At 31.1% G+C, this 23,432-nt stretch carries 28 protein-coding genes; 27 read left to right on the top strand and 1 reads right to left on the bottom strand.

From position 1 onward, the window contains the following. Nucleotide 1: 1 nt before the first annotated feature. The 27 genes from spoIIIAB (at nt 2) to scpB (ending at nt 22,734) form a co-directional block, all read left to right on the top strand. Entirely contained in the window at nt 2-520 is a 519-nt protein-coding gene (gene spoIIIAB / locus AB8U03_RS04385; protein ID WP_369703336.1) for a stage III sporulation protein SpoIIIAB, read from the top strand. A gap of 58 nt (nt 521-578) precedes the next feature. Then, a complete protein-coding gene (spoIIIAC, locus tag AB8U03_RS04390) occupies nt 579-776 on the top strand; it encodes a stage III sporulation protein AC (RefSeq protein ID WP_294181305.1) in 198 nt (65 codons plus the stop codon). A gap of 9 nt (nt 777-785) precedes the next feature. Continuing rightward, a complete protein-coding gene (spoIIIAD, locus tag AB8U03_RS04395; RefSeq protein WP_369703337.1) occupies nt 786-1,169 on the top strand; it encodes a stage III sporulation protein AD in 384 nt (127 codons plus the stop codon). 8 nt (nt 1,170-1,177) lie between these two features. Beyond that, nucleotides 1,178-2,398, top strand: coding sequence for a stage III sporulation protein AE (gene spoIIIAE / locus AB8U03_RS04400; protein WP_369703338.1), 1,221 nt, complete (start codon nt 1,178-1,180; stop codon nt 2,396-2,398). A 16-nt stretch (nt 2,399-2,414) separates the two neighbouring features. After that, the gene (gene spoIIIAF / locus AB8U03_RS04405; protein ID WP_369703339.1) at nt 2,415-3,011 is read left to right on the top strand and encodes a stage III sporulation protein AF; all 597 of its coding nucleotides are present in this window, start codon (nt 2,415-2,417) and stop codon (nt 3,009-3,011) included. 14 nt (nt 3,012-3,025) lie between these two features. Continuing rightward, complete coding sequence (gene spoIIIAG, locus AB8U03_RS04410) at nt 3,026-3,670, top strand: stage III sporulation protein AG (protein WP_369703340.1); 645 nt, start codon at nt 3,026-3,028, stop codon at nt 3,668-3,670. A 58-nt stretch (nt 3,671-3,728) separates the two neighbouring features. Then, on the top strand, nt 3,729-4,259 hold the full coding sequence (locus AB8U03_RS04415; RefSeq protein WP_369703341.1) for a SpoIIIAH-like family protein: 531 nt from the start codon (nt 3,729-3,731) through the stop codon (nt 4,257-4,259). Nucleotides 4,260-4,384: 125 nt separating this feature from the next. Beyond that, nucleotides 4,385-4,777 (top strand): Asp23/Gls24 family envelope stress response protein, encoded by a 393-nt coding sequence (locus tag AB8U03_RS04420; protein ID WP_369703342.1) that lies wholly within the window; start codon nt 4,385-4,387, stop codon nt 4,775-4,777. Between the two features lie 266 nt (nt 4,778-5,043). Next, on the top strand, nt 5,044-5,505 hold the full coding sequence (gene nusB, locus AB8U03_RS04425) for a transcription antitermination factor NusB (protein WP_369703343.1): 462 nt from the start codon (nt 5,044-5,046) through the stop codon (nt 5,503-5,505). Nucleotides 5,506-5,544: 39 nt separating this feature from the next. Continuing rightward, complete coding sequence (xseA, locus tag AB8U03_RS04430) at nt 5,545-6,741, top strand: exodeoxyribonuclease VII large subunit (RefSeq protein WP_369703344.1); 1,197 nt, start codon at nt 5,545-5,547, stop codon at nt 6,739-6,741. Nucleotides 6,742-6,755: 14 nt separating this feature from the next. Further along, on the top strand, nt 6,756-6,974 hold the full coding sequence (locus AB8U03_RS04435) for an exodeoxyribonuclease VII small subunit (RefSeq protein ID WP_369703345.1): 219 nt from the start codon (nt 6,756-6,758) through the stop codon (nt 6,972-6,974). Nucleotides 6,975-7,042: 68 nt separating this feature from the next. Beyond that, nucleotides 7,043-7,924 carry a polyprenyl synthetase family protein gene (locus tag AB8U03_RS04440; protein ID WP_369703346.1) on the top strand — a complete coding sequence of 294 codons (882 nt, stop codon included), beginning with the start codon at nt 7,043-7,045 and terminating at the stop codon, nt 7,922-7,924. Nucleotides 7,925-7,999: 75 nt separating this feature from the next. Next, nucleotides 8,000-9,874: a 1-deoxy-D-xylulose-5-phosphate synthase gene (gene dxs, locus AB8U03_RS04445; protein ID WP_369703347.1), complete on the top strand. Its 1,875-nt coding sequence runs from the start codon at nt 8,000-8,002 to the stop codon at nt 9,872-9,874. Nucleotides 9,875-9,893: 19 nt separating this feature from the next. Further along, nucleotides 9,894-10,715 carry a TlyA family RNA methyltransferase gene (locus tag AB8U03_RS04450; RefSeq protein ID WP_369703348.1) on the top strand — a complete coding sequence of 274 codons (822 nt, stop codon included), beginning with the start codon at nt 9,894-9,896 and terminating at the stop codon, nt 10,713-10,715. Further along, complete coding sequence (locus tag AB8U03_RS04455; RefSeq protein ID WP_369703349.1) at nt 10,712-11,575, top strand: NAD(+)/NADH kinase; 864 nt, start codon at nt 10,712-10,714, stop codon at nt 11,573-11,575. The genes AB8U03_RS04450 and AB8U03_RS04455 overlap by 4 nt, the downstream gene beginning before the upstream one ends. Then, complete coding sequence (locus AB8U03_RS04460) at nt 11,562-12,014, top strand: arginine repressor (RefSeq protein WP_369703350.1); 453 nt, start codon at nt 11,562-11,564, stop codon at nt 12,012-12,014. Before AB8U03_RS04455 ends, AB8U03_RS04460 begins: the two co-directional genes overlap by 14 nt. Nucleotides 12,015-12,025: 11 nt before the next feature. After that, complete coding sequence (gene recN / locus AB8U03_RS04465; protein WP_369703351.1) at nt 12,026-13,720, top strand: DNA repair protein RecN; 1,695 nt, start codon at nt 12,026-12,028, stop codon at nt 13,718-13,720. Nucleotides 13,721-13,921: 201 nt separating this feature from the next. Further along, complete coding sequence (gene spoIVB, locus AB8U03_RS04470) at nt 13,922-15,028, top strand: SpoIVB peptidase (protein ID WP_369703352.1); 1,107 nt, start codon at nt 13,922-13,924, stop codon at nt 15,026-15,028. Nucleotides 15,029-15,308: 280 nt separating this feature from the next. Next, nucleotides 15,309-16,124, top strand: a complete 816-nt coding sequence (spo0A, locus tag AB8U03_RS04475) for a sporulation transcription factor Spo0A (RefSeq protein WP_369703353.1) — start codon at nt 15,309-15,311, stop codon at nt 16,122-16,124. Nucleotides 16,125-16,184: 60 nt separating this feature from the next. Further along, a complete protein-coding gene (locus AB8U03_RS04480) occupies nt 16,185-16,355 on the top strand; it encodes a hypothetical protein (protein WP_369703354.1) in 171 nt (56 codons plus the stop codon). Between the two features lie 67 nt (nt 16,356-16,422). Continuing rightward, complete coding sequence (locus AB8U03_RS04485) at nt 16,423-16,944, top strand: NUDIX hydrolase (protein WP_369703355.1); 522 nt, start codon at nt 16,423-16,425, stop codon at nt 16,942-16,944. A gap of 72 nt (nt 16,945-17,016) precedes the next feature. Further along, the gene (spoIIM, locus tag AB8U03_RS04490; RefSeq protein WP_369703356.1) at nt 17,017-17,667 is read left to right on the top strand and encodes a stage II sporulation protein M; all 651 of its coding nucleotides are present in this window, start codon (nt 17,017-17,019) and stop codon (nt 17,665-17,667) included. A 256-nt stretch (nt 17,668-17,923) separates the two neighbouring features. Next, nucleotides 17,924-18,802 carry a site-specific tyrosine recombinase XerD gene (gene xerD, locus AB8U03_RS04495; protein ID WP_369703357.1) on the top strand — a complete coding sequence of 293 codons (879 nt, stop codon included), beginning with the start codon at nt 17,924-17,926 and terminating at the stop codon, nt 18,800-18,802. 121 nt (nt 18,803-18,923) lie between these two features. After that, nucleotides 18,924-20,135 (top strand): D-alanyl-D-alanine carboxypeptidase family protein, encoded by a 1,212-nt coding sequence (locus AB8U03_RS04500; RefSeq protein WP_369703358.1) that lies wholly within the window; start codon nt 18,924-18,926, stop codon nt 20,133-20,135. Nucleotides 20,136-20,237: 102 nt separating this feature from the next. Beyond that, a complete protein-coding gene (locus AB8U03_RS04505) occupies nt 20,238-21,425 on the top strand; it encodes a tRNA nucleotidyltransferase/poly(A) polymerase family protein (RefSeq protein WP_369703359.1) in 1,188 nt (395 codons plus the stop codon). Next, entirely contained in the window at nt 21,426-22,181 is a 756-nt protein-coding gene (locus AB8U03_RS04510) for a segregation/condensation protein A (protein ID WP_369703360.1), read from the top strand. It begins immediately after the preceding gene. After that, a complete protein-coding gene (gene scpB, locus AB8U03_RS04515; RefSeq protein ID WP_369703361.1) occupies nt 22,165-22,734 on the top strand; it encodes an SMC-Scp complex subunit ScpB in 570 nt (189 codons plus the stop codon). Before AB8U03_RS04510 ends, scpB begins: the two co-directional genes overlap by 17 nt. A 233-nt stretch (nt 22,735-22,967) precedes the next feature. On the opposite strand, the gene ytfJ is transcribed toward scpB, so the two are convergent. Next, nucleotides 22,968-23,429, bottom strand: coding sequence for a GerW family sporulation protein (gene ytfJ, locus AB8U03_RS04520; protein ID WP_369703362.1), 462 nt, complete (start codon nt 23,427-23,429; stop codon nt 22,968-22,970). Between the last annotated feature and the right edge of the window lie 3 nt (nt 23,430-23,432).

The raw sequence follows: 23,432 nt of genomic DNA on the forward strand, positions 1-23,432 counted from the left end.
AATGTTGAAGCTTTTAGGTTGTATTATGATAATATTTGCTTCCACTGGAATGGGATTTATTTATGGGCAAAGTTTTAAAAGAAGAGTGGAACAGTTAAAGGAAATACAAAGGTGCATTCATCAGCTTCAGAATGAAATAATATATACACATACTCCACTGCCGGATGCTATCCTTAATACAGCATCAAAAAGTACGAAACCCATTGAGGATGTCCTTAAAGATATATCATCTATGTTGGAGAAAAACTCTGTTGACAACGTATATGAGGCCTTTAGATATGCGTTTAAGGATAAAAGAGATAATTTAAGCTTAAAAAATGAGGATATAAATGCAGTATTGGATTTATCAAAAACACTTGGAGAATCAGATATAGATGGACAAAAAAGGATGTTTTCGCTAACTTTAGATAACATAAAAAATCAAATTGAAGTTTCAAAAATTTTAATGAGTAAAAATTTAAAGATGTACAGATGTCTTGGATTTTCATTGGGAGCCGTAATAGTGATAATTTCAATTTAGATGGTAATATGTGTATTTAAATAAATTTCGTAGAGAAATGAAAAGGGGAGAAAATCAAATGATGGACATAAGTTTAATTTTTAAAATAGCCGGAGTAGGTATAATTGTCATACTTATAAATAAAGTGTTAGAGGCCAGCGGCAAAGGTGATTATGCAGTGTTAACAAATCTGACAGGAATTTTAATTGTACTTATGATGGTGATAAATCTGGTGAGTAGACTATTTAACACTGTTAGAACTATGTTTCAACTTTAGGAGAAAATTATGGAGATAATTAAGATAGTAGCTTTTGCCTTTACTGCTTTGTTTATAGTTTTGCTGTTTAAAGGAAAAAGGGATGATATAGCAGTCTATATAAGTATAGTTGCCGGAGTCATGATATTTTTATTTATGATAACAAAGATAACGGCTATACTTCAGTTTGTTCAACAATTAGCAGTTAAGGCAAATATAGATTTCGTTTATTTAAATACCGTATTTAAAATACTTGCCATTGCATATTTAGCTTCTTTCTGCAGTGAAATATGCAAAGACGCTGGGCAGGGAAATTTAGGAGCAAAAGTTGAATTTGCAGGTAAGATTTTGATTCTAGTACTTGCAATCCCTATACTTATGGCTGTATTACAGTCAATTTTAAAAATTATGTAGGTGTTGATATGAAAAATATTATAGTGAGTTTACTTGTGGGTTTATTTGTGGTTTTATTAGTGGGCTTTAATGTACAAGCTTTTGACACCAGTAATATGGAAACAGATATACAAAATAGTGCTCAGATGGGAAATACAGGGCAGGATAATGGAAAAGATCAAGAAAGCAAAGCTCAAGAACAACAAATAGAAAGCTTTTATGACTATATATCAAATATGAAAACAAAAAATGAACTCCTGAAAGATCTGGATGCAAAAACTTATGTGAAAGATTTTATAAAAAGTGGAGATGGAAAAGTATCTTTAAAAAAAATCATGGATGTGATGATATCCTACGGAGTTAGAGAAATAGCAGCTTGCTTGAAACTTCTAGTACTTTTGATAATTATTGCCCTTATATGTACACTACTCACAAATTTACAAAGGGCTTTTAGTGGAGAGGGCTTATCTAATATAGCATATTTTGCCTGTTATTCACTTATCATAATAATAATGGCAAAGAGCTTTTATATAGGTGTGGATATTGCAAGATCCACTATAAAAGAGATGACAGATTTCATGGTAGCGCTAATACCAGTACTTATAACTTTAATAGCAGCCGTAGGTGGATTTGTAGAAGCATCTGTTATGGATCCAATTATAATAGGTGCAATAACTGTAAGTGCAAATTTATTTATGGATATTATAATACCAATAATATCTATGTCTTTTGTGCTTCAGTTTGTAAACAACCTATCTTCAGAATATAAAATAGATAAACTGACCAAGCTTTTAAATCAATGCGCACTGTGGGCTCAGGGAATTATAATGACCATATTCATAGGTATCATGACAGTAAGGGGCATTACTTCCAAGAGCATTGATGAAGTTACTGCAAAGACAGCTAAATTTGCAGTGGACAATTTTGTGCCAGTAGTGGGCAAAAGTCTTTCAGATGCAATAGCTACTGTAGCAGGGTATTCATTTTTATTGAAAAATGCATTGAGCAGCCTGGGACTTGTAATTATCGTAGTAATATTGCTTTTCCCAATAATTAAACTGATTATTATGATAGTTTTGTATAAGCTTACTGCTGCTCTGATAGAACCTATAAGTGATGGAAGATTGGTAAATTGTATAAACTCTGCAGGGGATTCTCTTATACTGGTAATGGCTTGCCTAATATGTGTATCCGTAATGTTCTTTATAATGATAGCCATGTTAGCATCAGCGGGAAAAGTTATGATATGAAAGAAGGTGAAAATGTATGATTCAATCCTTAAGAGAATGGCTGATAAGTGTGTGTACCGCTGTATTTTTCGTAATAGCAGTGGAGATGATCCTGCCAGATAACAGTATGAAGAAATATTGTAAATTTGTACTGGGATTAATTTTGATTACAGTGTTTATCAATCCAATAATAAAAATATTTAATAAAGATTTCAATATAAATAGCTATACTGAAAAGGCCATAGAAAATTTTGATAAAGATTTTGGCACTGGAAAATCTTCCAGTGAATTCAATAATTATAAACAAAAAAATATTTCGGATACTATAGAGGCATTTGAAATGAATTTACAAAGCAGTTGTGAAAAAAATCTTAAAGAAAAGTATCCTGAAGAAAAGTATGAAGTTAAGGTAGGAGCAGAGTATGATGAAAAAAATAATATGGTATGTATAAAAGATGTAAATGTAAAAGTTCAAGATGGAGCTGTAGAAAAGATAAAAAAAGTTGATATAAGTGATGAAACTACTTCTGTAAGCAGTACGAATTCTGAAAACAGTGAAGAAGCTTTAAAGATAAAAACTTATTTAAGCCAAGAATTAAATGTATCTGAGAATATTATACATGTAAATTCTTAGTAGGAGGTAAATCTATGAATTTTAAAAAGTGGTTGAACAAAATTATTAAGGACAATAATCATAAAATTTATACTGATAAAAAAAATATTGTAAATTTAGCCATAGTATTTCTGGTAGGGATACTTATAGTTGCTGCTGTTAGCCTTTTTAAGGATTATGGAAAAAATACGTCTAGCAATTATATAAGCAGTGACAATGTGCAAAATAGTAATAGTCAACAATCTAAAGTTCAAAGTCAAACTTCACAAGATAGTTCTTCTGATAATTATGAAAAATCTACACAGGAAAATTTAAAAAGTACTTTAGAACAAATAGATGGAGTGGGAAAGGTAGAAGTTATGATAAGTTTTGAAAGTGGAGAGGAGCATGTACCAGCAGTTAATATAAATGATTCAACCAATACTACTGAAGAAAAAGACAATACAGGCGGCACAAGAAATTCCACTCAACAAAATAATGGGAGTACAGTGGTTACTACAAATGACGGCAGCAAGTCAGAACCACTTATATTAAAAACCTATAATCCCAAAGTATTGGGAGTGTGTATTGTAGCTGAAGGAGCTGAAAATAAGATAACTGAGCTTAGAATATCCAAGGCTGTAACTGATTTGTTCGGTATATCCGAAGATAAAGTAAATGTATATCCTATGAAAAAATAGTATATAAATATGTTTTTGTGCATATAATTTTTTAGAAGGTAGATAGGGGGAATTAAAAATGAATAAAAAACAAGCTGTTATTATTGTGACTCTTTTAGCACTGATTATCTGTGTTGGGGTTGTTGCTACAAAGTTAAATAGTCCTATAAATTATGTAAATGGAGTGGATAATGGAAGCGGTAAAAGTACTATATCTCTTAACAACAGTGATAGTAAAAAGACAACACAAACTCAGTCCAAGTCACAATTTTTTGAGGAAACAAGACTTACCAGAGATCAAAAAAATGCTGAGACGCTTCAAACCTTAAAAAGTCTTATAGATGACAATAATGCATCTAAAGAAAATCGTGCGGATGCTGAGAAAAAGTATACCCAACTGGCAATGAACACAAATTATGAAATGAAAATAGAAACTACTTTGAAGAGTAAGGGATATGAAGATGTCATATGTTCCATAGAGAATGACAAAGCCAGGGTAATAGTTAAAGGAAAAGATAAATTGGCAGACAAGGATACAAGGGTAATAAAGGATGTAGTTATGAGTGTATCCCAGATTCAAGATGTGGAAATCGAAATTAAACAGAATTAAAAATTAAGGATAAAAGGGCTTTGAAGGTAATTACATAAAATAAATAATTGTAAAAAAAATATTCATTTGCTATAATATAAGTAATGTGAGTCTTTCGATGATGTAAAAATCTAGGAGGTGCAACAATGGAAGAAAATACGAACAACGAAATTGATATGGGTATTGTGAAGATATCCGATGAAGTTGTAGGTGTAATTGCAGGTCTTGCTACTACTGAAATAAATGGAATAGTTGGAATGAGTGCCAGTCTTGTAGGAGGAATTACTCAAATACTATCAGGTAAAAAAAATTTATCTAAAGGCGTTAAAGTAAATGTAGGAGAAAATAGCGCAGCTATAGATTTATATGTAGTAGTAGAATATGGAGTTAGGATTCCGGATGTAGCTTTAAAGGTTCAAGAGAATGTAAAAAGAGCGGTTGAATCTATGACGGGCCTGGATGTTTCGGCCATAAACATACATGTGCAAAATGTTATGATTCCAAAAACAGAAGAGAGCAATGATGGCATAGAAGAATAAAATAGATAATGCACCCTCTGATTCAGGGGGTGCATTATTTTATCCGATGCTAATACCTCAGTTTTGTAAAATGGGGTATGATAAAGCAATGCTACGCCCCTGGATGGTCTTTTCTAAGGTACGGTACGAAAAGAATTTCTTATTGGCAAACTCCACCGAACCTAAGAATTACTTGATAAGCTTGAACTAGCATATTAGTTTAAGTATAATTATATCTGAAATGACAATAATTATTTTTATAAACTACATACAAGTAGGAGGAAAACATGAATAGAAAAAAATCTAGAGAATTGACAATGAAATTATTGTTTCAAATGACTATAAATAAGGAAGAAGCCAGCAGTGTTATAATGAATTTAAAAGAAAATACTGTGGGAGAAGGGGAAAATTCAATAGATGATAATCAGGAAGGGTTTTATGGAGAAAAAAGCGAGGATTTAAAAGATGTGGACATAAAATATGTAGTAAGGGTTTTAAATGGCATAGAAGAAAATAAGAATGTTCTTGATGAGCAAATTGAAAAGTATTTGAGAAAATGGAAATTAAACAGATTATCTAAGGTGGATGTGGCAATTTTAAGGATTTGCACTTATGAGTTTTTATATGAAGATGATATACCAGAAAAGGTATCTATAAATGAAGCTATAGAACTGGCCAAAAAGTACTCCTCGGATAAATCTGCATCTTTTATAAATGGGGTACTTGGAAATATGATAAAGGACAGATAATAAAGTGTAAGGGATAAAAGCATTAAGGGGTTAAATATTATGTATATTAAGACATTGACGGTATCTGATATTAATAAATACGTAAAAAAGACATTTGACAGTGATTTTATACTTGCCAATTGTTCTATCAAAGGAGAAATTTCTAATTTTAAACTTCACAGTAGTGGACATATGTATTTTTCTTTAAAAGATGAGTACAGCAGAATAAGTTGTATTATGTTCAAAAACTCAGTTAAAAGTTTAAATTTTCTGCCTGAAGACGGAATGAAAGTTGTAGTTAAAGGCAGGATATCTGTTTATGAAAAAGAAGGGGTATATCAACTTTACTGCAGTGAAATGAAGCCAGATGGTATGGGAGAACTATATCTGGCCTTTGAAAAGTTAAAAGCTGAATTGGGTGAAAAAGGACTATTTGATGAGCAGCATAAAAAAGAAATACCTTCCTATGCTTTAAAAATAGGGGTTATTACCTCACCTACGGGAGCAGCCGTAAGAGATATAATAAATATTGCTAAAAGAAGGAATGACAAAGTTCAGCTTTTAATCTATCCTGCATTAGTACAAGGAGCAAATGCAAGTGAAGATATAATAAAAGGTATCTATGAGTTAAATTCCATTGAAGAGGTGGAACTTATAATTATAGCCAGGGGAGGAGGCTCCATAGAAGAACTTTGGTGTTTTAATGATGAAAAGTTAGCAGAAGCTATATATAATTCAAAAAAACCAATAATAACGGGAGTTGGACATGAGATTGACTATACAATAGCAGATTTTGTATCGGATAAGAGGGCACCGACTCCTTCTGCTGCTGCCGAAATTGCAGTATTTAATATGAATCAATTTTTGCAGAGGTTATTAAATTATAAGAATATGCTGTCTAAGTATATTGAAAACAGAATAAATGGTGAAAAAGATAAACTGTTTCTCATGAAAAAAAGTTTAAAGTCTTATAATCCATTGGTATATATAACAAATCAATATGAAACCATAGATAAGCTCAGGCAGATTTTGAATTTTAAGATGGACACAAAGCTTCAGGAAAAAAAGGAGAGACTTGTTAAAATAAATTCCCTACTTTCAGCACATAACCCGTTAAATGTATTAAACAGAGGGTATTCTGTAATAGAGGATGAACATAAAAATATAATAAGTTCTATAGAAGAACTGGATAAAAAAAGTGAAGTGAAAGTTATAATGAAAGATGGAGATGGCAAATTTAAGTTTGTTCGCTTTTAAAAAGGAGGGTATTTATGCCTAAGAAAAAGGAAAGCTATGAAAGCGTGATGCTGGAATTGGAAGATATAGTGAATTCAATGGATACAGGTGGGTTATCCCTGGAAAAAAGTATGAAGAGCTATGAAGACGGGATAAAACTCTGTAATAAATTATATAAAATGTTAAATGAAGCTGAAGGTAAGATAAAAGTTCTTAATGAAAGCGGGGAAGAAAATTTTGACAGTAAACTGTAGAAATTTTCTAACCACAAGTAATATGCCAATAGGTGGTAAATAGATGATATGAATGGGGAGAATTTATTATGAAGTCCAATAGTATAATTGAAAAATTAAAGGGTGAATTAGATGAATATTTGAAAAATTATATGAGAGGAAAAGGTTCTTATAATAAAAGGGTATATGAGGCTATGGAATACAGTTTAAATGCAGGGGGCAAGAGAATAAGGCCTCTATTGTTTCTTTTAACCTATAAACTCTATAAAGATAATTACAGTGAAGTTATGGAGATAGCATCAGCCATAGAGATGATACACACTTATTCTTTAATTCACGATGATTTGCCGGCTATGGACAATGATGATTTAAGAAGGGGTAAAGCTACAAATCACAAAGTATTTGGCGATGCTATTGCCATACTGGCAGGAGATGGCCTTTTAAATGAGGCCATGAATTTGATGTTTAAGCACTGTATTGGAAAAGGGCAAAATTCTATAAAAGCCTGCAGTATTATTTCTGAAAGTGCTGGTGTTGAAGGAATGGTAGGAGGTCAGACGGTAGATATTTTAAGTGAAAATACTAAAATACCAATAGATCAACTTTATTATATGCATAGTAAAAAAACTGGGGCTCTTATAAGGAGTTCTATAGTTTCAGCAGCAGTATATGCAGCTGCGGATAAACAAGAGATAAGTAAACTGGATTATTATGGGCAAAAATTAGGATTGGCCTTTCAGATAAAGGATGATATATTGGATATAACAGGAGATACTGCTGTTTTAGGTAAAAAGATAAAAAGTGATTTGAATAACAATAAAACTACATTTATAACTACTTATGGGTTGAATAAATGCAGGGAAATGTGCAATTCAATTACAAGTGAATGTATAGATGTACTGGAGAAGATAAAAGGGGATACTTCCCAACTGAAAGATTTAACTTTGTTTTTATTAAATCGAGAAAAATAAATTTGCTATGTAAAACATTTATAATACAGCTATATTAAAAAAATAGGGAAGCTGTATAAAAAAGGATAGATGAAAATGCTTAGTTTATTGGATAAATATAAAGATGTAAATGATATAAAAAAAATGTCCTTAAAGCAGCAAGAACAGTTTGCAGGTGAAATCAGAGAGTTTTTAATTGACAAGGTATCTAAAACAGGAGGACATCTAGCTTCTAATTTGGGAGTTGTAGAACTCACATTGAGTTTATTCAATGTATTTGATTTGAATCATGATAAACTTATATGGGATGTAGGTCATCAAGCCTATGTGCATAAAATTCTCACGGGAAGAAAAGATAAATTTGACACCTTAAGGCAGTTTGGGGGAATAAGTGGATTTCCTAAAAGATGTGAGAGTATATATGATTTTTTTGAAACCGGACACAGCAGTACTTCAATATCTGCAGCTCTTGGTATGGCAAGAGCAAGGGATCTATGCCACAAGCATTATAATGTAGTTGCAGTTATAGGAGATGGAGCTTTAACAGGAGGAATGGCACTGGAGGCTTTAAATGATGTAGGATATAGGAAAACAAAACTTATAATAATATTAAATGATAATCAGATGTCCATAGGAAAGAATGTGGGAGGAGTATCTAAATATTTAAATAGGCTGAGAATAGATCCGAAATATAACAGGTTTAAGGAAGAAGTGGAAAGTAAGTTAAAGAGAATACCAAATATCGGCGAGGGAATGGCAAAATATCTTGAGAAACTTAAAAATGGGATAAAACAGATGGTGGTTCCTGGAATGTTTTTTGAAGATATGGGAATAAAGTATTTGGGACCTATAGATGGACATAATATAAAAGAACTTACAGAAGTTCTTACCTCAGCTAAAAGAGTGAATGATCCGGTTATCATACACATAATAACCAAGAAGGGAAAGGGATATGAATTTGCGGAGAAAAATCCTGGTAAATTTCACGGTATAGGTCCGTTTAATTGTGATAACGGAGAGCTTATAGGTGCTTCAATTGATACATACTCTAAGACCTTTGGAAATGAAATGAGTAGGTTGGCAGAAAAAAATAAAAAGATAGTGGCCATAACGGCTGCAATGAGAGATGGTACAGGGCTTAAAAAATTTGCAGAAAAGTTTCCAGAAAGATTTTTTGATGTAGGTATAGCAGAGCAGCATGCGGTTACATTGGCTGCGGGAATGGCTAGATCAGGCTTGAAACCAGTTTTTGCAGTTTATTCCACCTTTCTTCAAAGAGCTTATGACCAGCTGCTTCACGATGTCTGCATGCAAAATCTTCCCGTGGTTTTTGCAGTAGATAGGGCTGGAATTGTAGGAGAAGACGGAGAAACACATCAGGGTGTATTTGATCTATCATACTTAACTGAGATGCCAAATATGACTATTATGTCACCTAAGTGTATAGGTGAATTGCCTCATATGTTAGAATGGGCATTAAAGCAAAATTATCCTGTGGCTATAAGGTATCCCAGAGGAGGAGATGCCATACCACTTCAGCCATTAAAAACTTTTAGTAGGGGGAAGTGGGAATGCATATCAAATAAAGGTAAAATAGCATTGATAGCCCAGGGTAAAATGGTACAGCATGCAATTTTAGCGGCACAAAGGCTTAAGGATAAGGCTATAGATGTTAAAATTATAAGTGCCTGTTTTGCAAAACCTCTTGATAAAATTATGCTCAATAAGTTAATAGAAAAAGGGGTCACTATTATAACCATTGAGGACAATGTAATAAGAGGAGGATTGGGTTCTTATATATTGGAATATGTAAATACTACAGGCAGGAAAGTCAAGGTAATAAATTTAGGGTTTGAAGATGAATTTGTACAGCATGGGAAAACGGATATATTATATAAATTGTATGGATTGGATGCAAGAGGAATTGAAAATAATGTGCTTAAAACAGTAGAATTGAGTCATACATTTTAAAGGTGTGAGGGAGTTTATTATGTCGGAATCAAAAGAGAGATTAGATGTACTTTTAGTGAGTAAAGGTGTATTTTCTTCCAGGGAAAAAGCTAGAGCTAGTATTATGGCTGGAGAAATATTTGTAGATGGGCAGAGAGTTGATAAATGTGGACAAAAAGTAAAAGAGAGTTCTAATGTAGAATTTAGAGGAGAAAGACTTCCCTTTGTAAGTCGTGGGGGATTAAAATTACAAAAGTCTCTAGAAAAATTCAATATAAATTTAAAAGATAAGATATGTATGGATATAGGGTCATCTACAGGTGGATTTACTGATTGTATGCTTCAAAATGGAGCTAAAAAGGTGTTTTCCATAGATGTTGGATATGGCCAGTTTGCATGGAAGCTTAGAATAGATAAAAGGGTAGTGTGCATGGAGAGAACTAACATAAGATATGTAACACCCCAGCAGATAGGTGAATATTCAGATTTTGCAAGTATAGATGTTTCTTTTATATCCTTGAAAAAAGTTATACCGGTGGTTGTAAATTTATTAAAAGATAATGGCAGTATAGTAGCACTTATAAAGCCGCAGTTTGAAGCAGGAAGAGAAAAAGTAGGGAAAAAAGGTGTAGTTAGAGAAAAGTCAACTCATATAGAAGTTATAAGTGGTATTGTAACTTTTTTAAGAGAAAATGACTTAAAAATAATTTCATTAGATTACTCTCCAATAAAAGGTCCACAGGGAAATATAGAATATCTCATATATTTTACTAAGAAGGATTTTAATGAATCATTTAAATATGAAGATATAACTAAGGTAGTAGGATTATCACATGGTAGGCTCAATGGGGAGGAACTATGAGAAATATAGGGATTAATGTTAATACAACAAAAGACTTAAACAAAAAAATGCTAAACTTTATAATAAAAAGTATACACAATATAGATAAAGGTATAAATATAAAGGTATACGAAGACTGTATTGGATTGGACGAAAATGAGTGCAATACATTGGATGTGATTATAGTATTAGGCGGAGATGGTACTATACTGAACACATCTAAAAATATACTCAAATCAAATACACCTATATTGGGGATAAATATAGGTCATCTGGGATTTTTAGCCCAGGTGGAAATAAATAGTGTTAAAGAAGCTTTAGACAGGTTATTTAGGGAAGAATATATAGTTGAAGAAAGGGATATGCTCCAGTGCAGTTATGATGATGGAAATGAAATTAAAAGATATGATGGATTAAATGATGTGGTGTTGTGCAAAGGAATAAGTTCGAGAATACAAAGATATGATGTCTATATAAATGATACTTTCTACAATACATTTAATGGAGATGGAATTATTGTGTGTACGTCTACAGGATCCACTGGATATAATTTATCTGCAGGAGGCCCCATAATACATCCATCTTTGGATGTATTATGTCTGACACCTATGTATTCACAATCTTTAACTGCCAGAACTATTGTACTGGACAGTAAGTCACGTATAAGCATAGCAGCGGAAAAAAAATTTGAAAATGTATATTTATCCATAGACGGACAACAGTGTATGGAAGTAAGCGGATTGGAACCTATAAAAATAAGAAGATCTCAAAATAAACGGAGACTTATTAAATTTGATAATAATGATTATTTTAATACGCTTAAGGAGAAAATTACATTTAAGATAAAGGAATGTGAAGGTGAAATATATGAAGGTAACTAGACATGCTAAAATACTGGAAATTATTAATTCAAATGACATCGAAACTCAGGAGGAACTTGCAGAAAGGCTTAAAAAAAGTGGTATGAATGTGACACAGGCAACTGTATCAAGAGATATAAAGGAATTAAAACTCATAAAGGTATTGTCTGATAATGGAAGGTATAAGTATGCTACCATATCACATACCGAAAATGTTTTGTCAAATAAACTTATAAATATATTTAGTCAAACGGTTATATGTGTTGAAAATGTAGATAATTTCGTAGTGGTAAAAACTATTTCAGGTTCTGCACCGGCAGCAGCAGAAGCTATTGATTCTTTAAATTTTATTGGGATAGCGGGAACTTTAGCAGGTGACAATACAATATTTGTAATGGCAAGAGATAATGAAAAGGCCCAAGATATAACTCAAAGGATGAAAAAAATAATTTCTGGGTAGGAGGGTTGCTTATGTTGCTCCAATTGAACATAAAAAATTTTGCACTTATAGAGAAATTGACTATATCTTTTGAATCCGGTTTTAACGTACTTTCTGGAGAAACAGGAGCTGGTAAATCTATACTCATTGATGCTATAAACTACGTTTTGGGAGGGAAATTCAATAAGGATTTAATAAGAACTGGAGAAAATAAGACTTTTGTTGAGGCAGTTTTCACTATACAAAATCCCAAAACTCTGGAAATTTTAAATAAGGAAGAAATTGACTCGGATGAAAATTTGGTTATAATAAGCAGAGAATCTTTTCAGTCCGGCAGGACTGTGGCAAAGATCAATGGAAAATCCATTTTGATGGTGAATTTAAAGCATATAAGCAGTACTTTAATCGATATACATGGACAACATGATAATCAAAATTTACTTTCAGAGGAAAACCATATACATTACCTGGATTATTATGGAGAAGATTCTATTTACAACATGTTAAAGGATTATGAAAAAGATTATGAAGGCTTGAGCCATATAAAAAATAAAATATATGAGCTTTCAGGTAAAAGTGAAGATAGAGAAAAACTTGTTGATTTTTTAAAATATCAAATAGATGAAATTGACTCTGCCAATTTAAGACAAGGGGAAGAAGAAGAATTAAATGAAAGATTTAAGATCCTATCAAATTCTGAAAAAATAAGCAGTACGATAAGTAAGTGCTATATGAATCTTTACGGTGGTGGAGAGGATGATAATTCCATATATGATAATTTAGGGGTGGTTATAGGACAGCTTGCCTCTATAGAGAATATTGCACCGCAGATAAAAAAAATATATACTTCCCTTAAGGACAGTTATTATAATATAGAAGGAAGCATAGAGGAAATAAGAGATATAAAAGATAATTTCAGTTTTGATGAAAAGGAATTGGAAGCCATAAACAGCAGAATATACAAAATAAATGGTTTTAAAAAAAAATATGGGAGTAGTATAAAAGAGATATTAGATTATAAGGATAAGGTAAAAAAGCAATATGAAGAGATGAAAAACGTTTCAGAGGTAATAGAAAATTTAAATTTGGAAAAACTAAAATTAGAAGATAAAATGAGATTGAAGAGTAAAGATATCCATGAATTCAGATGTAAGATAGCTGTGGATTTAGAAAAAAACATTAAAAATGAACTGGAATTTGTGGGACTTGAAAAGTGCATGTTTAAAATAGAAGTTAAGTTGGAAGAAAAATTCAATTTGAAAGGTATGGATAAAGTAACTTTTTATATATCGACTAATCCGGGAGAACCATTAAAACCTCTTCAAAAAGTTGTATCTGGAGGAGAATTGTCCAGAATAATGCTGGCATTGAGAACTGTATTTGCTGATAGAGATCACATCCCATCTATTATATTTGATGAAATAGATACTGGAATAAGTGGGAGAATAGCACAGCGTGTGGCTGAAAAAATGTATAATATATCAAAGGAACATCAGGTATTTTGCGTTACCCATTTGCCCCAAATTGCATGCATGTCCGATAACCATTACTGGGTTTCAAAAAAGGTTTTTAAAAATAAAACTTACACTAAAATCAAAAAAATGAATAAACAGGAAAAACAATATGAAATAGCTAGAATGATAGGAGGAGTTGAAGTTACGCCACTTACTTTGGAACATGCTAAAGAGCTTGTTAGAATGGCAGATTTAAAAAAATTTGAAAAATAGAATTATGGAAGTTACCTCTATAGCAAATTAAAGTAAAATATTTACTTTAGATATGTTTAAAAGGTGACTTTTAACTTTCTGTATAAATTTATATTTAAAAACAATACATTAACTATAGATGCAACTATATGATAGCATAATAACATATTTAAAAGGGCAACTTAATCGTAGAAAAAGCAGTGTAAGACGGGAGGTAAAAGCATGAATAAAAAAATAAAAATCACATTGCGTTGGATGTTAATTCCCATCCTGTTTATGATGTCAGTTGCTTATTATAAAGTTGAAAATATAGATAAAGGTATTAATTTGGCTCAAACATTTAAGACAAAGTCCACATTTAAAACAGTTGCAGCCGGTGGTATCAGCGTATACCCCGGAGGTCAACCAATTGGAATAAAGTTAAATACTAAAGGAGTACTTGTAGTGGCTCTTTCAGATATAGAGACTTCTCGGGGAAAGGTTACCAGTCCAGCAGCATTGGCTGGTATACGAATAGGAGATAATATAATTAAAGTAAATGATACCCTTGTAAAAAATGCGGAGCAAACTCAAGCTGAGATAAATAGAACAAAAGGAAAAGATATAAAAATAGTGGTGGAGAGAAATGGAAATAAAATTGAGAAGACAGTAAAGGCTGTAAATGGATTAGAAGATAATAATTATAGAATAGGACTTTGGATAAGAGATTCCACTGCAGGAATTGGAACTCTAACCTTTTATGATGAAAAAAGTGGAATGTTTGCAGCATTAGGGCATCCCATAGTGGATATAGATACGGGAACAAAGTTAAATATAAATTCTGGGGATATAGTTGATTCTTCCATAGTATCTGTTAAAAAGGGAATAAAGGGGAATCCAGGAGAGTTAAAAGGTATATTTGTAAATGAAGAACTTAAATTGGGTGACATAAGTAAAAATACAGAATGTGGAATTTTCGGAAAAGGAAATATAGAGCTTAAAAATAAAAGCTGTAAGCCGCTTAAGATTGGTCTTAGAAATGAAATAAAAGAAGGACCTGCCAAAATTCTTACCACTATATCCGGAGGGACACCAGAGTACTATGATATAGAAATAGAAAAATTATTAGTTCAGGATTTACCCGGACCTAAAAGTATGGTTATAAAAGTTACAGACAGCAGGCTATTAGATAAAACTGGTGGAATAGTTCAGGGCATGAGTGGAAGTCCTATAATTCAAAATAATAAGTTAGTTGGAGCTGTGACTCATGTACTTATAAACAGACCAGAAGTAGGATATGGTATTTATATAGACTGGATGCTAACAGATGCAAATATTTTATCAAAATAGAAAATATAAAAAATTAACAATAAAATAATATAAAATATAGAAAAACTTAAAAAAGTATATAAAATATGTTAAAATAAGATTATGCAATTATAAAGATAGCATTTTATATGCTATCTTTATAATTGCATAAAAAAGCACAAACCCTTCATTATTAAGATAATCCACAAATAGATATATAAAGTATAAAAATTTTTACAAAAAAAAGAAGGAATTAAAATTCCTTTGTCGAATTTATTATTTGTTAAGATATGGGAATTAATTAGGAAAAGGGGAGTAAAATATGGAGGATTCAAAAATAAGTGTAATTATAGCAGATGATAATAAAGAATTTTGTAACATTCTAAATGATTATCTTCTAAACCAAAAAGATATATTGGTTACAGGTATTGCTAAAGACGGAGTGGAGGCTCTTAATTTAATTGAAGAGAAAAAACCGGATTTAGTAGTACTAGATATAATAATGCCTCATCTTGATGGATTGGGGGTTTTGGAAAGATTAAATAGTATGAATATGGATCCAATGCCCAGGATAATAGTTTTATCTGCAGTTGGGCAGGATAAGATAACTCAAAGAGCTATAACTTTGGGTGCAGATTATTATGTAATAAAACCTTTTGATATGAATGTGCTTACAAGAAGAATCAGACAAATGTTCAACAATACCATAATCAGTGGAGATGAAATTAAAAAAACTATGTCATTTATGGATACTGATGAAATAAAGTTTTCCAAGGACAATCCTATTGATTTAAAGCAGGAGATAACAAATATAATTCATGAAATAGGTGTTCCTGCACATATAAAGGGCTATATGTATTTAAGGGAAGCAATAACTATGGTTGTAAATAATATGGAACTTTTATCAGCAGTTACAAAAGAATTGTATCCTTCTATAGCTAAACAATACAATACTACTGCCAGCAGAGTTGAAAGAGCTATAAGACATGCAATTGAAGTTGCATGGTCAAGAGGTCAGGTAGAAACTATAAATAAAATTTTTGGCTATACCATACATAACGATAAGGGCAAACCAACAAATTCCGAATTTATTGCAATGGTTGCCGATAAACTCAGACTTAAAAATAAGGTTAGTTAAACTTAAAGACTTCCGTTCATTCTAAATGAATGGAAGTTTTTGTAAGGAGGCTATATTAATATGAAAATAGAGCTAGAATTAGAAGAAATAAAAAACATACAAAATTTAATTATAAGTAGAGTAAATGAACTTAGAGAAAAGATATCAAATGATCTGGACAGGGAAGAGGAATTAAAAGCAATTATAAGATATTATAAAAGACTAGTGGAAAAGATAGAAAGTCAGCTATAATTGACAATTACGGTTGTAAAGTATAAAATTGAAACCAATAATTGGTTTGTATTAGGAGTGTATAAACATGGATCTTTCTGAAAAAACTATAAAAAAAGATATAATATACAGTGGTAAAATTATTGAAGTAAATTTGCAGACTGTTAAGCTTCCCAATGGTAGGGAGAGTAAAAGGGAAATAGTAAATCATCCAGGTGGGGTGGCAATACTTGCCTATAAAGATAGTGATACACTGTTTATGGTGGAACAATTTAGAAAACCTATAGAAAAGAGTATTCTTGAGATACCTGCTGGTAAAATTGAAAAAAATGAAGATATAAAAGTCTGTGGTATGAGAGAACTGGAGGAAGAAACAGGTTATAAAGCCAGGAAGTTTGAATATATTGGTAAGGTAGTTACAAGTCCAGGATTTTGTGATGAGTATATATATTTTTTTAAAGCTGAAGATCTATACAAGGGAAGAAATGATATAGGCGATGAGGATGAATTTATAAATGTTAAGGAAGTTAAAGAAAGCAGAATTAAAGATATGATAAAAAAGGGAGAAATAATAGATGCCAAGACCATATGCGCTTTTATGATGATATAAATATAGTCATATAACTCTTTTGTAAATCATAGATTATTTAGAGAAGATGATTAACAAAAGGGGGATGAAATTGTGTTAGAAAATAAAGTTTCAGGCTTGATAAATAAACATATTAAAAATAATTTCTGGCTGTATGTTATAAGTCTATTATGTCTTTTTACAGGTATAGTGTTGGGAATATACAGTGTTAGATATATGGGAGGATTTGAAAAAAGTGATCTAGTAAATTATCTTAAAAATTTTACGACTACCATAGATTCCGGAAGTGTAAATTATAAGTCTATTCTATTTCAAACTTTAAAAAATAATATCCCTGTAATTTTAGCTGTATGGTTTTTAGGACTTACAATGATAGGAATACCAATAATACTTATTATAGATATAATAAAGGGATTTACCATAGGATTTTCTATAAGTTTTATAATAAGCGAGATGGGGATAAAAGGGATATGGATTTCTCTGCTGGGTGTATTGCCTCAGAACATAATATACATACCTTGTATAATACTTTCATCTGTATTTGCCATGGAATTTTCACTAATGATATTTAAAGATAGATCCAAGGTCCAATGGAAATCGCATATTCTAGTGAGCATTACATCTTATTCCATTTCATTTTTGATAGTGGCAATGATAATGTGTATAGGTTTTTTTATGGAAGCTTATTTAACTCCCAATATGATCAAGTTTGTTGCAGTAAGTCTTGAGGGAATATTGCTATGATCTTCAATGAAGAAAAATCAAATTTTATTATAGGAGTATTAAAATGCTTTTTCATATTGATATTTTTTGGAATATTTCTGCCTAAATTTATAGATGTTATTTTATATAATTTTATTATCAAACCCCATTCATATGACAACAGCATATTGGTAAATGGTATATTCAGTAGAAATATAGATCTGATATATAATTATATCAGTGTCTTTAATCAGTTTTTAAAATTTTGAATTCTAACTCTAAAGAGCAGGTGATAATTTTGAATGGCCTTTTATTGGGTTATACAAAAGAATTGGAAAAGAAACATATGAGTAAAAATACTATGGATGCATATGTAAGGGATATAGATAAATTTTATGACTTTATAAAAGATAGAAAGGAAAATATAGAAGGGGTAGAAATTATATCTATAATGGCATATGTACAATATCTTCAAAAGGCAGGTAAAGCTATTTCTTCAATAGTGAGAAATATTGTGTCTCTTAGAAACTTTTATAAATATTTGATGCTTAAGGGAATTATAAATGAAAATCCAATTTTGTATTATCAAATTCCAAAAGTAGAACACAATGTGCCTGAAGTACTGACCATAGAAGAAGTAGACAAGCTCCTTGATTCCCCAAATCTGAGTACTGACAAGGGAATAAGGGATAAAGCCATGCTGGAGGTAATGTATGCTGCAGGAATGAAGGTAATGGAACTTTTAAGTTTAACTATATATGATATAGATTTAAAGTTGTCATATATAAAATGTAATAATTCCAAGAATAAAGAAAGAATAGTGCCTATAGGTTCTGTGGCTGTAAAATATTTAAAAAATTATTTAAGTGTAAGACCGGAATTAAATGTATACAATTTAGATGTTTTATTTCTAAACCTAAAGGGAGTGAAAATGAGCCGTCAGGGATTTTGGAAAATAGTAAAATATTATGCAAAAGAATCTAAAATAGATAAAAATATAAATGCCTTTACCTTAAGGCATTCTTTTGCAGTACACTTGCTTCAAAATGGAGCTGATATTAAATCTGTACAGGAGCTTTTAGGCCATAAAGATCTATCTGCCACTCAGGTGTATTCATCGGTTCTAAAAAGAAATAAAATTGCTGAGGTCTATAAAAAGTCCCATCCGAGAGCATAGTGAAAATAGGAAAAATACATCAGTATTAAATTTTTAATACTGATGTATTTTTTTATTGCATTTGTGTGATAATATTACTAATTTCGGGAAAAATACATTTTGAAGGAAGGAGAAAGGTAAAATGAAAAAAAAACAGAGGACCCTAATTTTAACAAGCATAATGTTAAGTTTATTTCTTATAATGGATGTATGGAACATATCTGTTAGAGCTGAACCTTTAACTAAATCAGATAAAGCAGAGATTAAAGCTATAAAATCAGACTTAAATGTGGATGCTAAGTCTGCATTGCTTATAGAACCCGTAAGTGGCAAGGTAATATTTGAAAAAAATTCTCATGAAAAATTAGAACCAGCTTCTGTTACTAAAATAATGACTATGCTTTTAAGTATGGAAGCCGTGGATTCCGGAAAAATATCCCTGTCAGATAAAGTAACTGTCAGTGAAAATGCAAAAAAAATGGGTGGAAGTTCTATGCTGCTGGATACAGGGGAAGTCAGGACTGTAGAGGATTTGCTAAAGGGAATAGGAATAGCATCGGGAAATGATGCAGCAGTTGCTATGGCAGAATATTTAGGAGGCAGTGAAGAGGCATTTGTAAATCTTATGAATAAAAAGGCAGCACAATTGGGAATGAAGGATACGGAATTTAAAAATTGTACGGGATTAAGTGAAGAAGGACATTATACCACTGCTTATGATGTAGGGATTATGTCCAGAGAATTATTAAAACATTCTACCATATTAAAGTATACGGGGACATATATGGAAACTATATCCCAGGGGAGAAAAAGCCCTATAGAGTTGGTAAACCACAATAAGCTGGTTAGGTTTTTTAATGGTTGTGATGGATTGAAGACCGGATTTACCAGTTCGGCAAAGTATTGTATATCAGCCACTTCTGTTAGAGATGGAGTGAGAATGCTTGCAATAGTGATGGGATCGCCCACCTATAAAGTGAGAAATAAAGATGCAAGTATGCTTATGAACTATGGATTTTCAAAGTATTCTTCCAAAAGTATTTTTAAAAAGGAAAAAGATGTAGAGAGAGTTAATCTAAACAAAAAGGGAGATAGATTTTTTATTGCTAAAGCCTCATCTGATTTAACCGTTGTAACCGAGAAGGGAAAGGACAGTAAAATTACTTATAAATGTGTAATAGATAAGAATAAAAAGAAATATGAAAAGGGAGAAAAAGTTGGATATTGTGATGTATATGTAAATGGAGAGCTTGCAGGTAAAATTGATTTGCACAGTGATAGAAATGTGAAGAAGCCAGGAATATTTTGGAACCTAAAAGATAATATCAGGAATGTTTTACCTCAAGGAATATAATATATATGTTTTTAGTGCAGGTAATATATAGTATAATAAAGGCAGAAAATTCAATTTGAGTTTTCTGCTTATTATTTAAAAATTGTAGGAGAAAAATAGGATATGGATATTTTGAGGGCATTTACTTATAGTGAGTTAGAGAGTATAAACTCAATAAGAGATTTGTGCAGTCATAAGGGAATAAAGTGTTACATAGTTGGTGGTGCTGTTAGAGATGCTATTTTAGGAAACCAGATAAAAGATATTGACATATGTATAGATGGCAGTCCCAATGATATTTTAAATGAATTACAGGGATTAAAATATTGTCAGTATCATATCAAGTTTCAAACAGCTTCACTGGTATTTAAAAATGGTGTTAGTATAGATTTAATAAGATGCAGGAAAGAATGCTATTTTAGAAATGGAGCACTGCCTACTATTTCTCCATCATATATACATGAGGATTTATATAGAAGGGACTTTACTGTAAATGCATTGGCCTATGATATTGAAGGGGAAGATATCATAGATATCTATGGAGGCATGCAGGACTTAGGAAATAAAGTCTTGAGGAAAATACATTCTAATAGTTACAGAGAGGATCCTACTAGGATATTTAGGGCCGTAAAATATGCTGTCAGGTATAATTTCAAGTTGGAAGATAGGGATGAAATAAAAAAATGCATTGATAAAGGTATATTTAATACCATAAGTAGTGATAGAATAGTAAAAGAAATATATCTTTTGTGTTGTGAAGATGAGTGGATAAAAAATATTTATCTATGTAATGATTTAAAAATATTTAGCATAGATAAACACTATTTAGGAAATAAAGTCATAAATGGCATTGAAAATGAAACCAATTGTGCAAGTGTAGATGTAAGAATTCTTAGGTTGTTTTACTCTCTGCGAGATGAAAAGTATGCCCGAATATTAGTTGAAAACTCAATTTTAGATAGAAAATTGAGAAGTACTATGAAATGTTTTATCGAAAATTCTTATAAAGTAGTTGATTTGCTGACAGATACAATGGAAAATTATAAATTATATACCATATTGAGAAAGCTAAATGATTATGGGCTTATATTTTTGAGCTGGAATCCTAAATTGGAATATAAAATATATAATTACATTGATAATTTACGTAATTATAAGACTTCCTTAAATGGAAATAATATAGTTTCTCAGGGAATAAAAGATGGAAAATCTATAGGAAGAATTTTAGAACGTATAATGAAAATTGAATTAAATACCGGAATAAAATATGGACAAAAATATTTAGCTAAAAATTTAGGAGAGAGTATCTAGATGTCTTTGAATATAAAAATAGAAAATTTTGAAGGCCCTTTTGATGTATTGCTTCATCTTATAAAAAAAAATAAAATGAATATATATGATATAAAAATTTATGAAATTACAGAACAGTACCTAAAATATATAAATGATATGAGGGATATGGATTTAAACATAACATCTGAGTTCATAGTTATCGCAGCTTCACTTATAGAAATAAAGTCAAAAACTCTTCTCCCAAAAGTAAGTTTAGATGAAACTGATGAAAATGAAAAAGAAGATCCTAGAAAAGAATTAGTAGACAAGCTTCTTCAATATAAAAAATTTAAAATGGCAGCTGAGTTTTTGAGAAGTCGATGTGACAATATAGGTAGAATGTATGGAAAAAAGCCAGAGATAATAGAGGTAAAGGGAAAAGATATATCAGAGATTTTAAAGGGTATAACTATGTTGGACATGTATAAAAACTATACCAGGATGATGAAAGAGTATGCAAGTAAATTTAATAATGAAACTGTGTTGTATAAAAAGATATCTATGGATAAATTTAAATTAGAAGATAAAATAATTTATATAAAGGATATTACATATAAAAAGAAAAAAGTTGAATTTTCATCTATTATGAAAAATTGTCCTTTTAAAATAGAAAAGATAATTACATTTCTTGCACTTCTAGAGCTTATAAAGCTTAAAGTAATATTTGTAGTGCAAAGTAAAAATTTTAGTGAAATTTATATAGAAAGGGTAATTGAAAATGAAAAACAAAAGTGATAAAAATGCTTATGAAATTCTAGAAAAGAAGAGATTGTCAAAAAGTAACTATTTTTCTATAATAGAATCACTATTATTTGTTTCCGGCGAGTCTCTTCGTATTAAACAAATTGCATTAATAATAAAATGTGATATAGAATTCACAAAAAATTTACTCAGTGAAATGATAGCTACATATAAAGAAGGCTGCAGAGGTATAAAGATTTTAAAAGATAATGACAGATATAGCCTGGTCACAAAATCTGAAAACAGCAGTTATGTTGAAAACCTGCTGGGAAATAACTCAAAACAATCTTTATCTCAAGCATCACTGGAGACTTTAACTATTATTGCGTATAAGCAGCCTATAACTAGAATAGATATAGATGAAATAAGAGGGGTAAAAAGTGATAAAGCTATATCCACTTTGATTGAAAAGAGACTTATAAAAGAAAATGGAAAGTTAAATGTTCCTGGAAGGCCCATATTGTATGGTACTACAGAAGAATTTTTAAAGTATTTTGGACTTGAAAATGTAGACAATATTCCAAGTTTAGATTCTTTAATTGTATAGTATTGGTTCAAATATGAAGTAATTCTAAGGTTCAGATGGAGTCTTCTCATAAGGAATGTTTTGCACCTGAAATTTGGAAGAATTTATACAGAATCATAGCAGCGATTACCACCGCTTTACAAAGCTAGGGTTGCTTTAAGCAATGGCAGCCTTGAAATAAAGTGATATTAAAACATAATTATTTAAAATTATGTTTTAATATCACTAAAATGCATCAGATATAATAAGTTATTTTAGGAAAGATTATCTTCGCTGTGATCTTTTTCAGCTTCATTTTCATTTCTTGCCTTGTGATAGGAATCTTCTTTGGTTTTTTTACACTTGGAAGACATCATTCCCCGAAGTAAATCCATTATTTGAGGAATGGAATCCACTACCTTTTCACAGGTGTTATTTTGATTTAAAGACAGGAGTCTTACAGATTCACCTTTTGTAACTAAAAAAGCTACAGGTTTTACTGTTACTCCAGCCCCTGAACCTCCACCAAAAGGGTAGTCGGGTTTAGATACGTCATCGTGCTGCAGATCAAATTCGCTTCCACCAGATGCAAATCCAAAGGACACTTTTGAAATGGGTATTATGATAGAGCCATCTTTTGATTCAACTGTGTCTCCCACTATGGTGTTTACATCTATCATTTCCTTTAAATTTTCCATTGTGCTTTTTAATAAATTTTCTATAGGATGATTATCCATAAA

It is taken from the genome of Clostridium moutaii, assembly GCF_041205085.1.
Taxonomy (GTDB): Bacteria; Bacillota; Clostridia; order Clostridiales; family Clostridiaceae; genus Clostridium_B; species Clostridium_B moutaii.

What these genes read in the sequence shown, in the direction of transcription:
- AB8U03_RS04435 (WP_369703345.1), top strand. Translation starts at nt 6,756, where the DNA reads ATGCCTAAGAAAAAGGAAAGCTATGAAAGCGTGATGCTGGAATTGGAA.
- nusB (WP_369703343.1), top strand. Translation starts at nt 5,044, where the DNA reads ATGAATAGAAAAAAATCTAGAGAATTGACAATGAAATTATTGTTTCAA.
- AB8U03_RS04420 (WP_369703342.1), top strand. Translation starts at nt 4,385, where the DNA reads ATGGAAGAAAATACGAACAACGAAATTGATATGGGTATTGTGAAGATA.
- recN (WP_369703351.1), top strand. Translation starts at nt 12,026, where the DNA reads ATGTTGCTCCAATTGAACATAAAAAATTTTGCACTTATAGAGAAATTG.
- AB8U03_RS04450 (WP_369703348.1), top strand. Translation starts at nt 9,894, where the DNA reads ATGTCGGAATCAAAAGAGAGATTAGATGTACTTTTAGTGAGTAAAGGT.
- ytfJ (WP_369703362.1), bottom strand. Translation starts at nt 23,429, where the DNA reads ATGGATAATCATCCTATAGAAAATTTATTAAAAAGCACAATGGAAAAT.
- spoIVB (WP_369703352.1), top strand. Translation starts at nt 13,922, where the DNA reads ATGAATAAAAAAATAAAAATCACATTGCGTTGGATGTTAATTCCCATC.
- xseA (WP_369703344.1), top strand. Translation starts at nt 5,545, where the DNA reads ATGTATATTAAGACATTGACGGTATCTGATATTAATAAATACGTAAAA.
- AB8U03_RS04480 (WP_369703354.1), top strand. Translation starts at nt 16,185, where the DNA reads ATGAAAATAGAGCTAGAATTAGAAGAAATAAAAAACATACAAAATTTA.
- AB8U03_RS04460 (WP_369703350.1), top strand. Translation starts at nt 11,562, where the DNA reads ATGAAGGTAACTAGACATGCTAAAATACTGGAAATTATTAATTCAAAT.
- AB8U03_RS04415 (WP_369703341.1), top strand. Translation starts at nt 3,729, where the DNA reads ATGAATAAAAAACAAGCTGTTATTATTGTGACTCTTTTAGCACTGATT.
- spoIIIAF (WP_369703339.1), top strand. Translation starts at nt 2,415, where the DNA reads ATGATTCAATCCTTAAGAGAATGGCTGATAAGTGTGTGTACCGCTGTA.
- AB8U03_RS04455 (WP_369703349.1), top strand. Translation starts at nt 10,712, where the DNA reads ATGAGAAATATAGGGATTAATGTTAATACAACAAAAGACTTAAACAAA.
- spoIIIAB (WP_369703336.1), top strand. Translation starts at nt 2, where the DNA reads ATGTTGAAGCTTTTAGGTTGTATTATGATAATATTTGCTTCCACTGGA.
- AB8U03_RS04510 (WP_369703360.1), top strand. Translation starts at nt 21,426, where the DNA reads ATGTCTTTGAATATAAAAATAGAAAATTTTGAAGGCCCTTTTGATGTA.
- spoIIIAE (WP_369703338.1), top strand. Translation starts at nt 1,178, where the DNA reads ATGAAAAATATTATAGTGAGTTTACTTGTGGGTTTATTTGTGGTTTTA.
- dxs (WP_369703347.1), top strand. Translation starts at nt 8,000, where the DNA reads ATGCTTAGTTTATTGGATAAATATAAAGATGTAAATGATATAAAAAAA.
- spoIIIAG (WP_369703340.1), top strand. Translation starts at nt 3,026, where the DNA reads ATGAATTTTAAAAAGTGGTTGAACAAAATTATTAAGGACAATAATCAT.
- spoIIIAC (WP_294181305.1), top strand. Translation starts at nt 579, where the DNA reads ATGATGGACATAAGTTTAATTTTTAAAATAGCCGGAGTAGGTATAATT.
- spoIIIAD (WP_369703337.1), top strand. Translation starts at nt 786, where the DNA reads ATGGAGATAATTAAGATAGTAGCTTTTGCCTTTACTGCTTTGTTTATA.
- AB8U03_RS04505 (WP_369703359.1), top strand. Translation starts at nt 20,238, where the DNA reads ATGGATATTTTGAGGGCATTTACTTATAGTGAGTTAGAGAGTATAAAC.
- AB8U03_RS04440 (WP_369703346.1), top strand. Translation starts at nt 7,043, where the DNA reads ATGAAGTCCAATAGTATAATTGAAAAATTAAAGGGTGAATTAGATGAA.
- AB8U03_RS04485 (WP_369703355.1), top strand. Translation starts at nt 16,423, where the DNA reads ATGGATCTTTCTGAAAAAACTATAAAAAAAGATATAATATACAGTGGT.
- scpB (WP_369703361.1), top strand. Translation starts at nt 22,165, where the DNA reads ATGAAAAACAAAAGTGATAAAAATGCTTATGAAATTCTAGAAAAGAAG.
- AB8U03_RS04500 (WP_369703358.1), top strand. Translation starts at nt 18,924, where the DNA reads ATGAAAAAAAAACAGAGGACCCTAATTTTAACAAGCATAATGTTAAGT.
- spo0A (WP_369703353.1), top strand. Translation starts at nt 15,309, where the DNA reads ATGGAGGATTCAAAAATAAGTGTAATTATAGCAGATGATAATAAAGAA.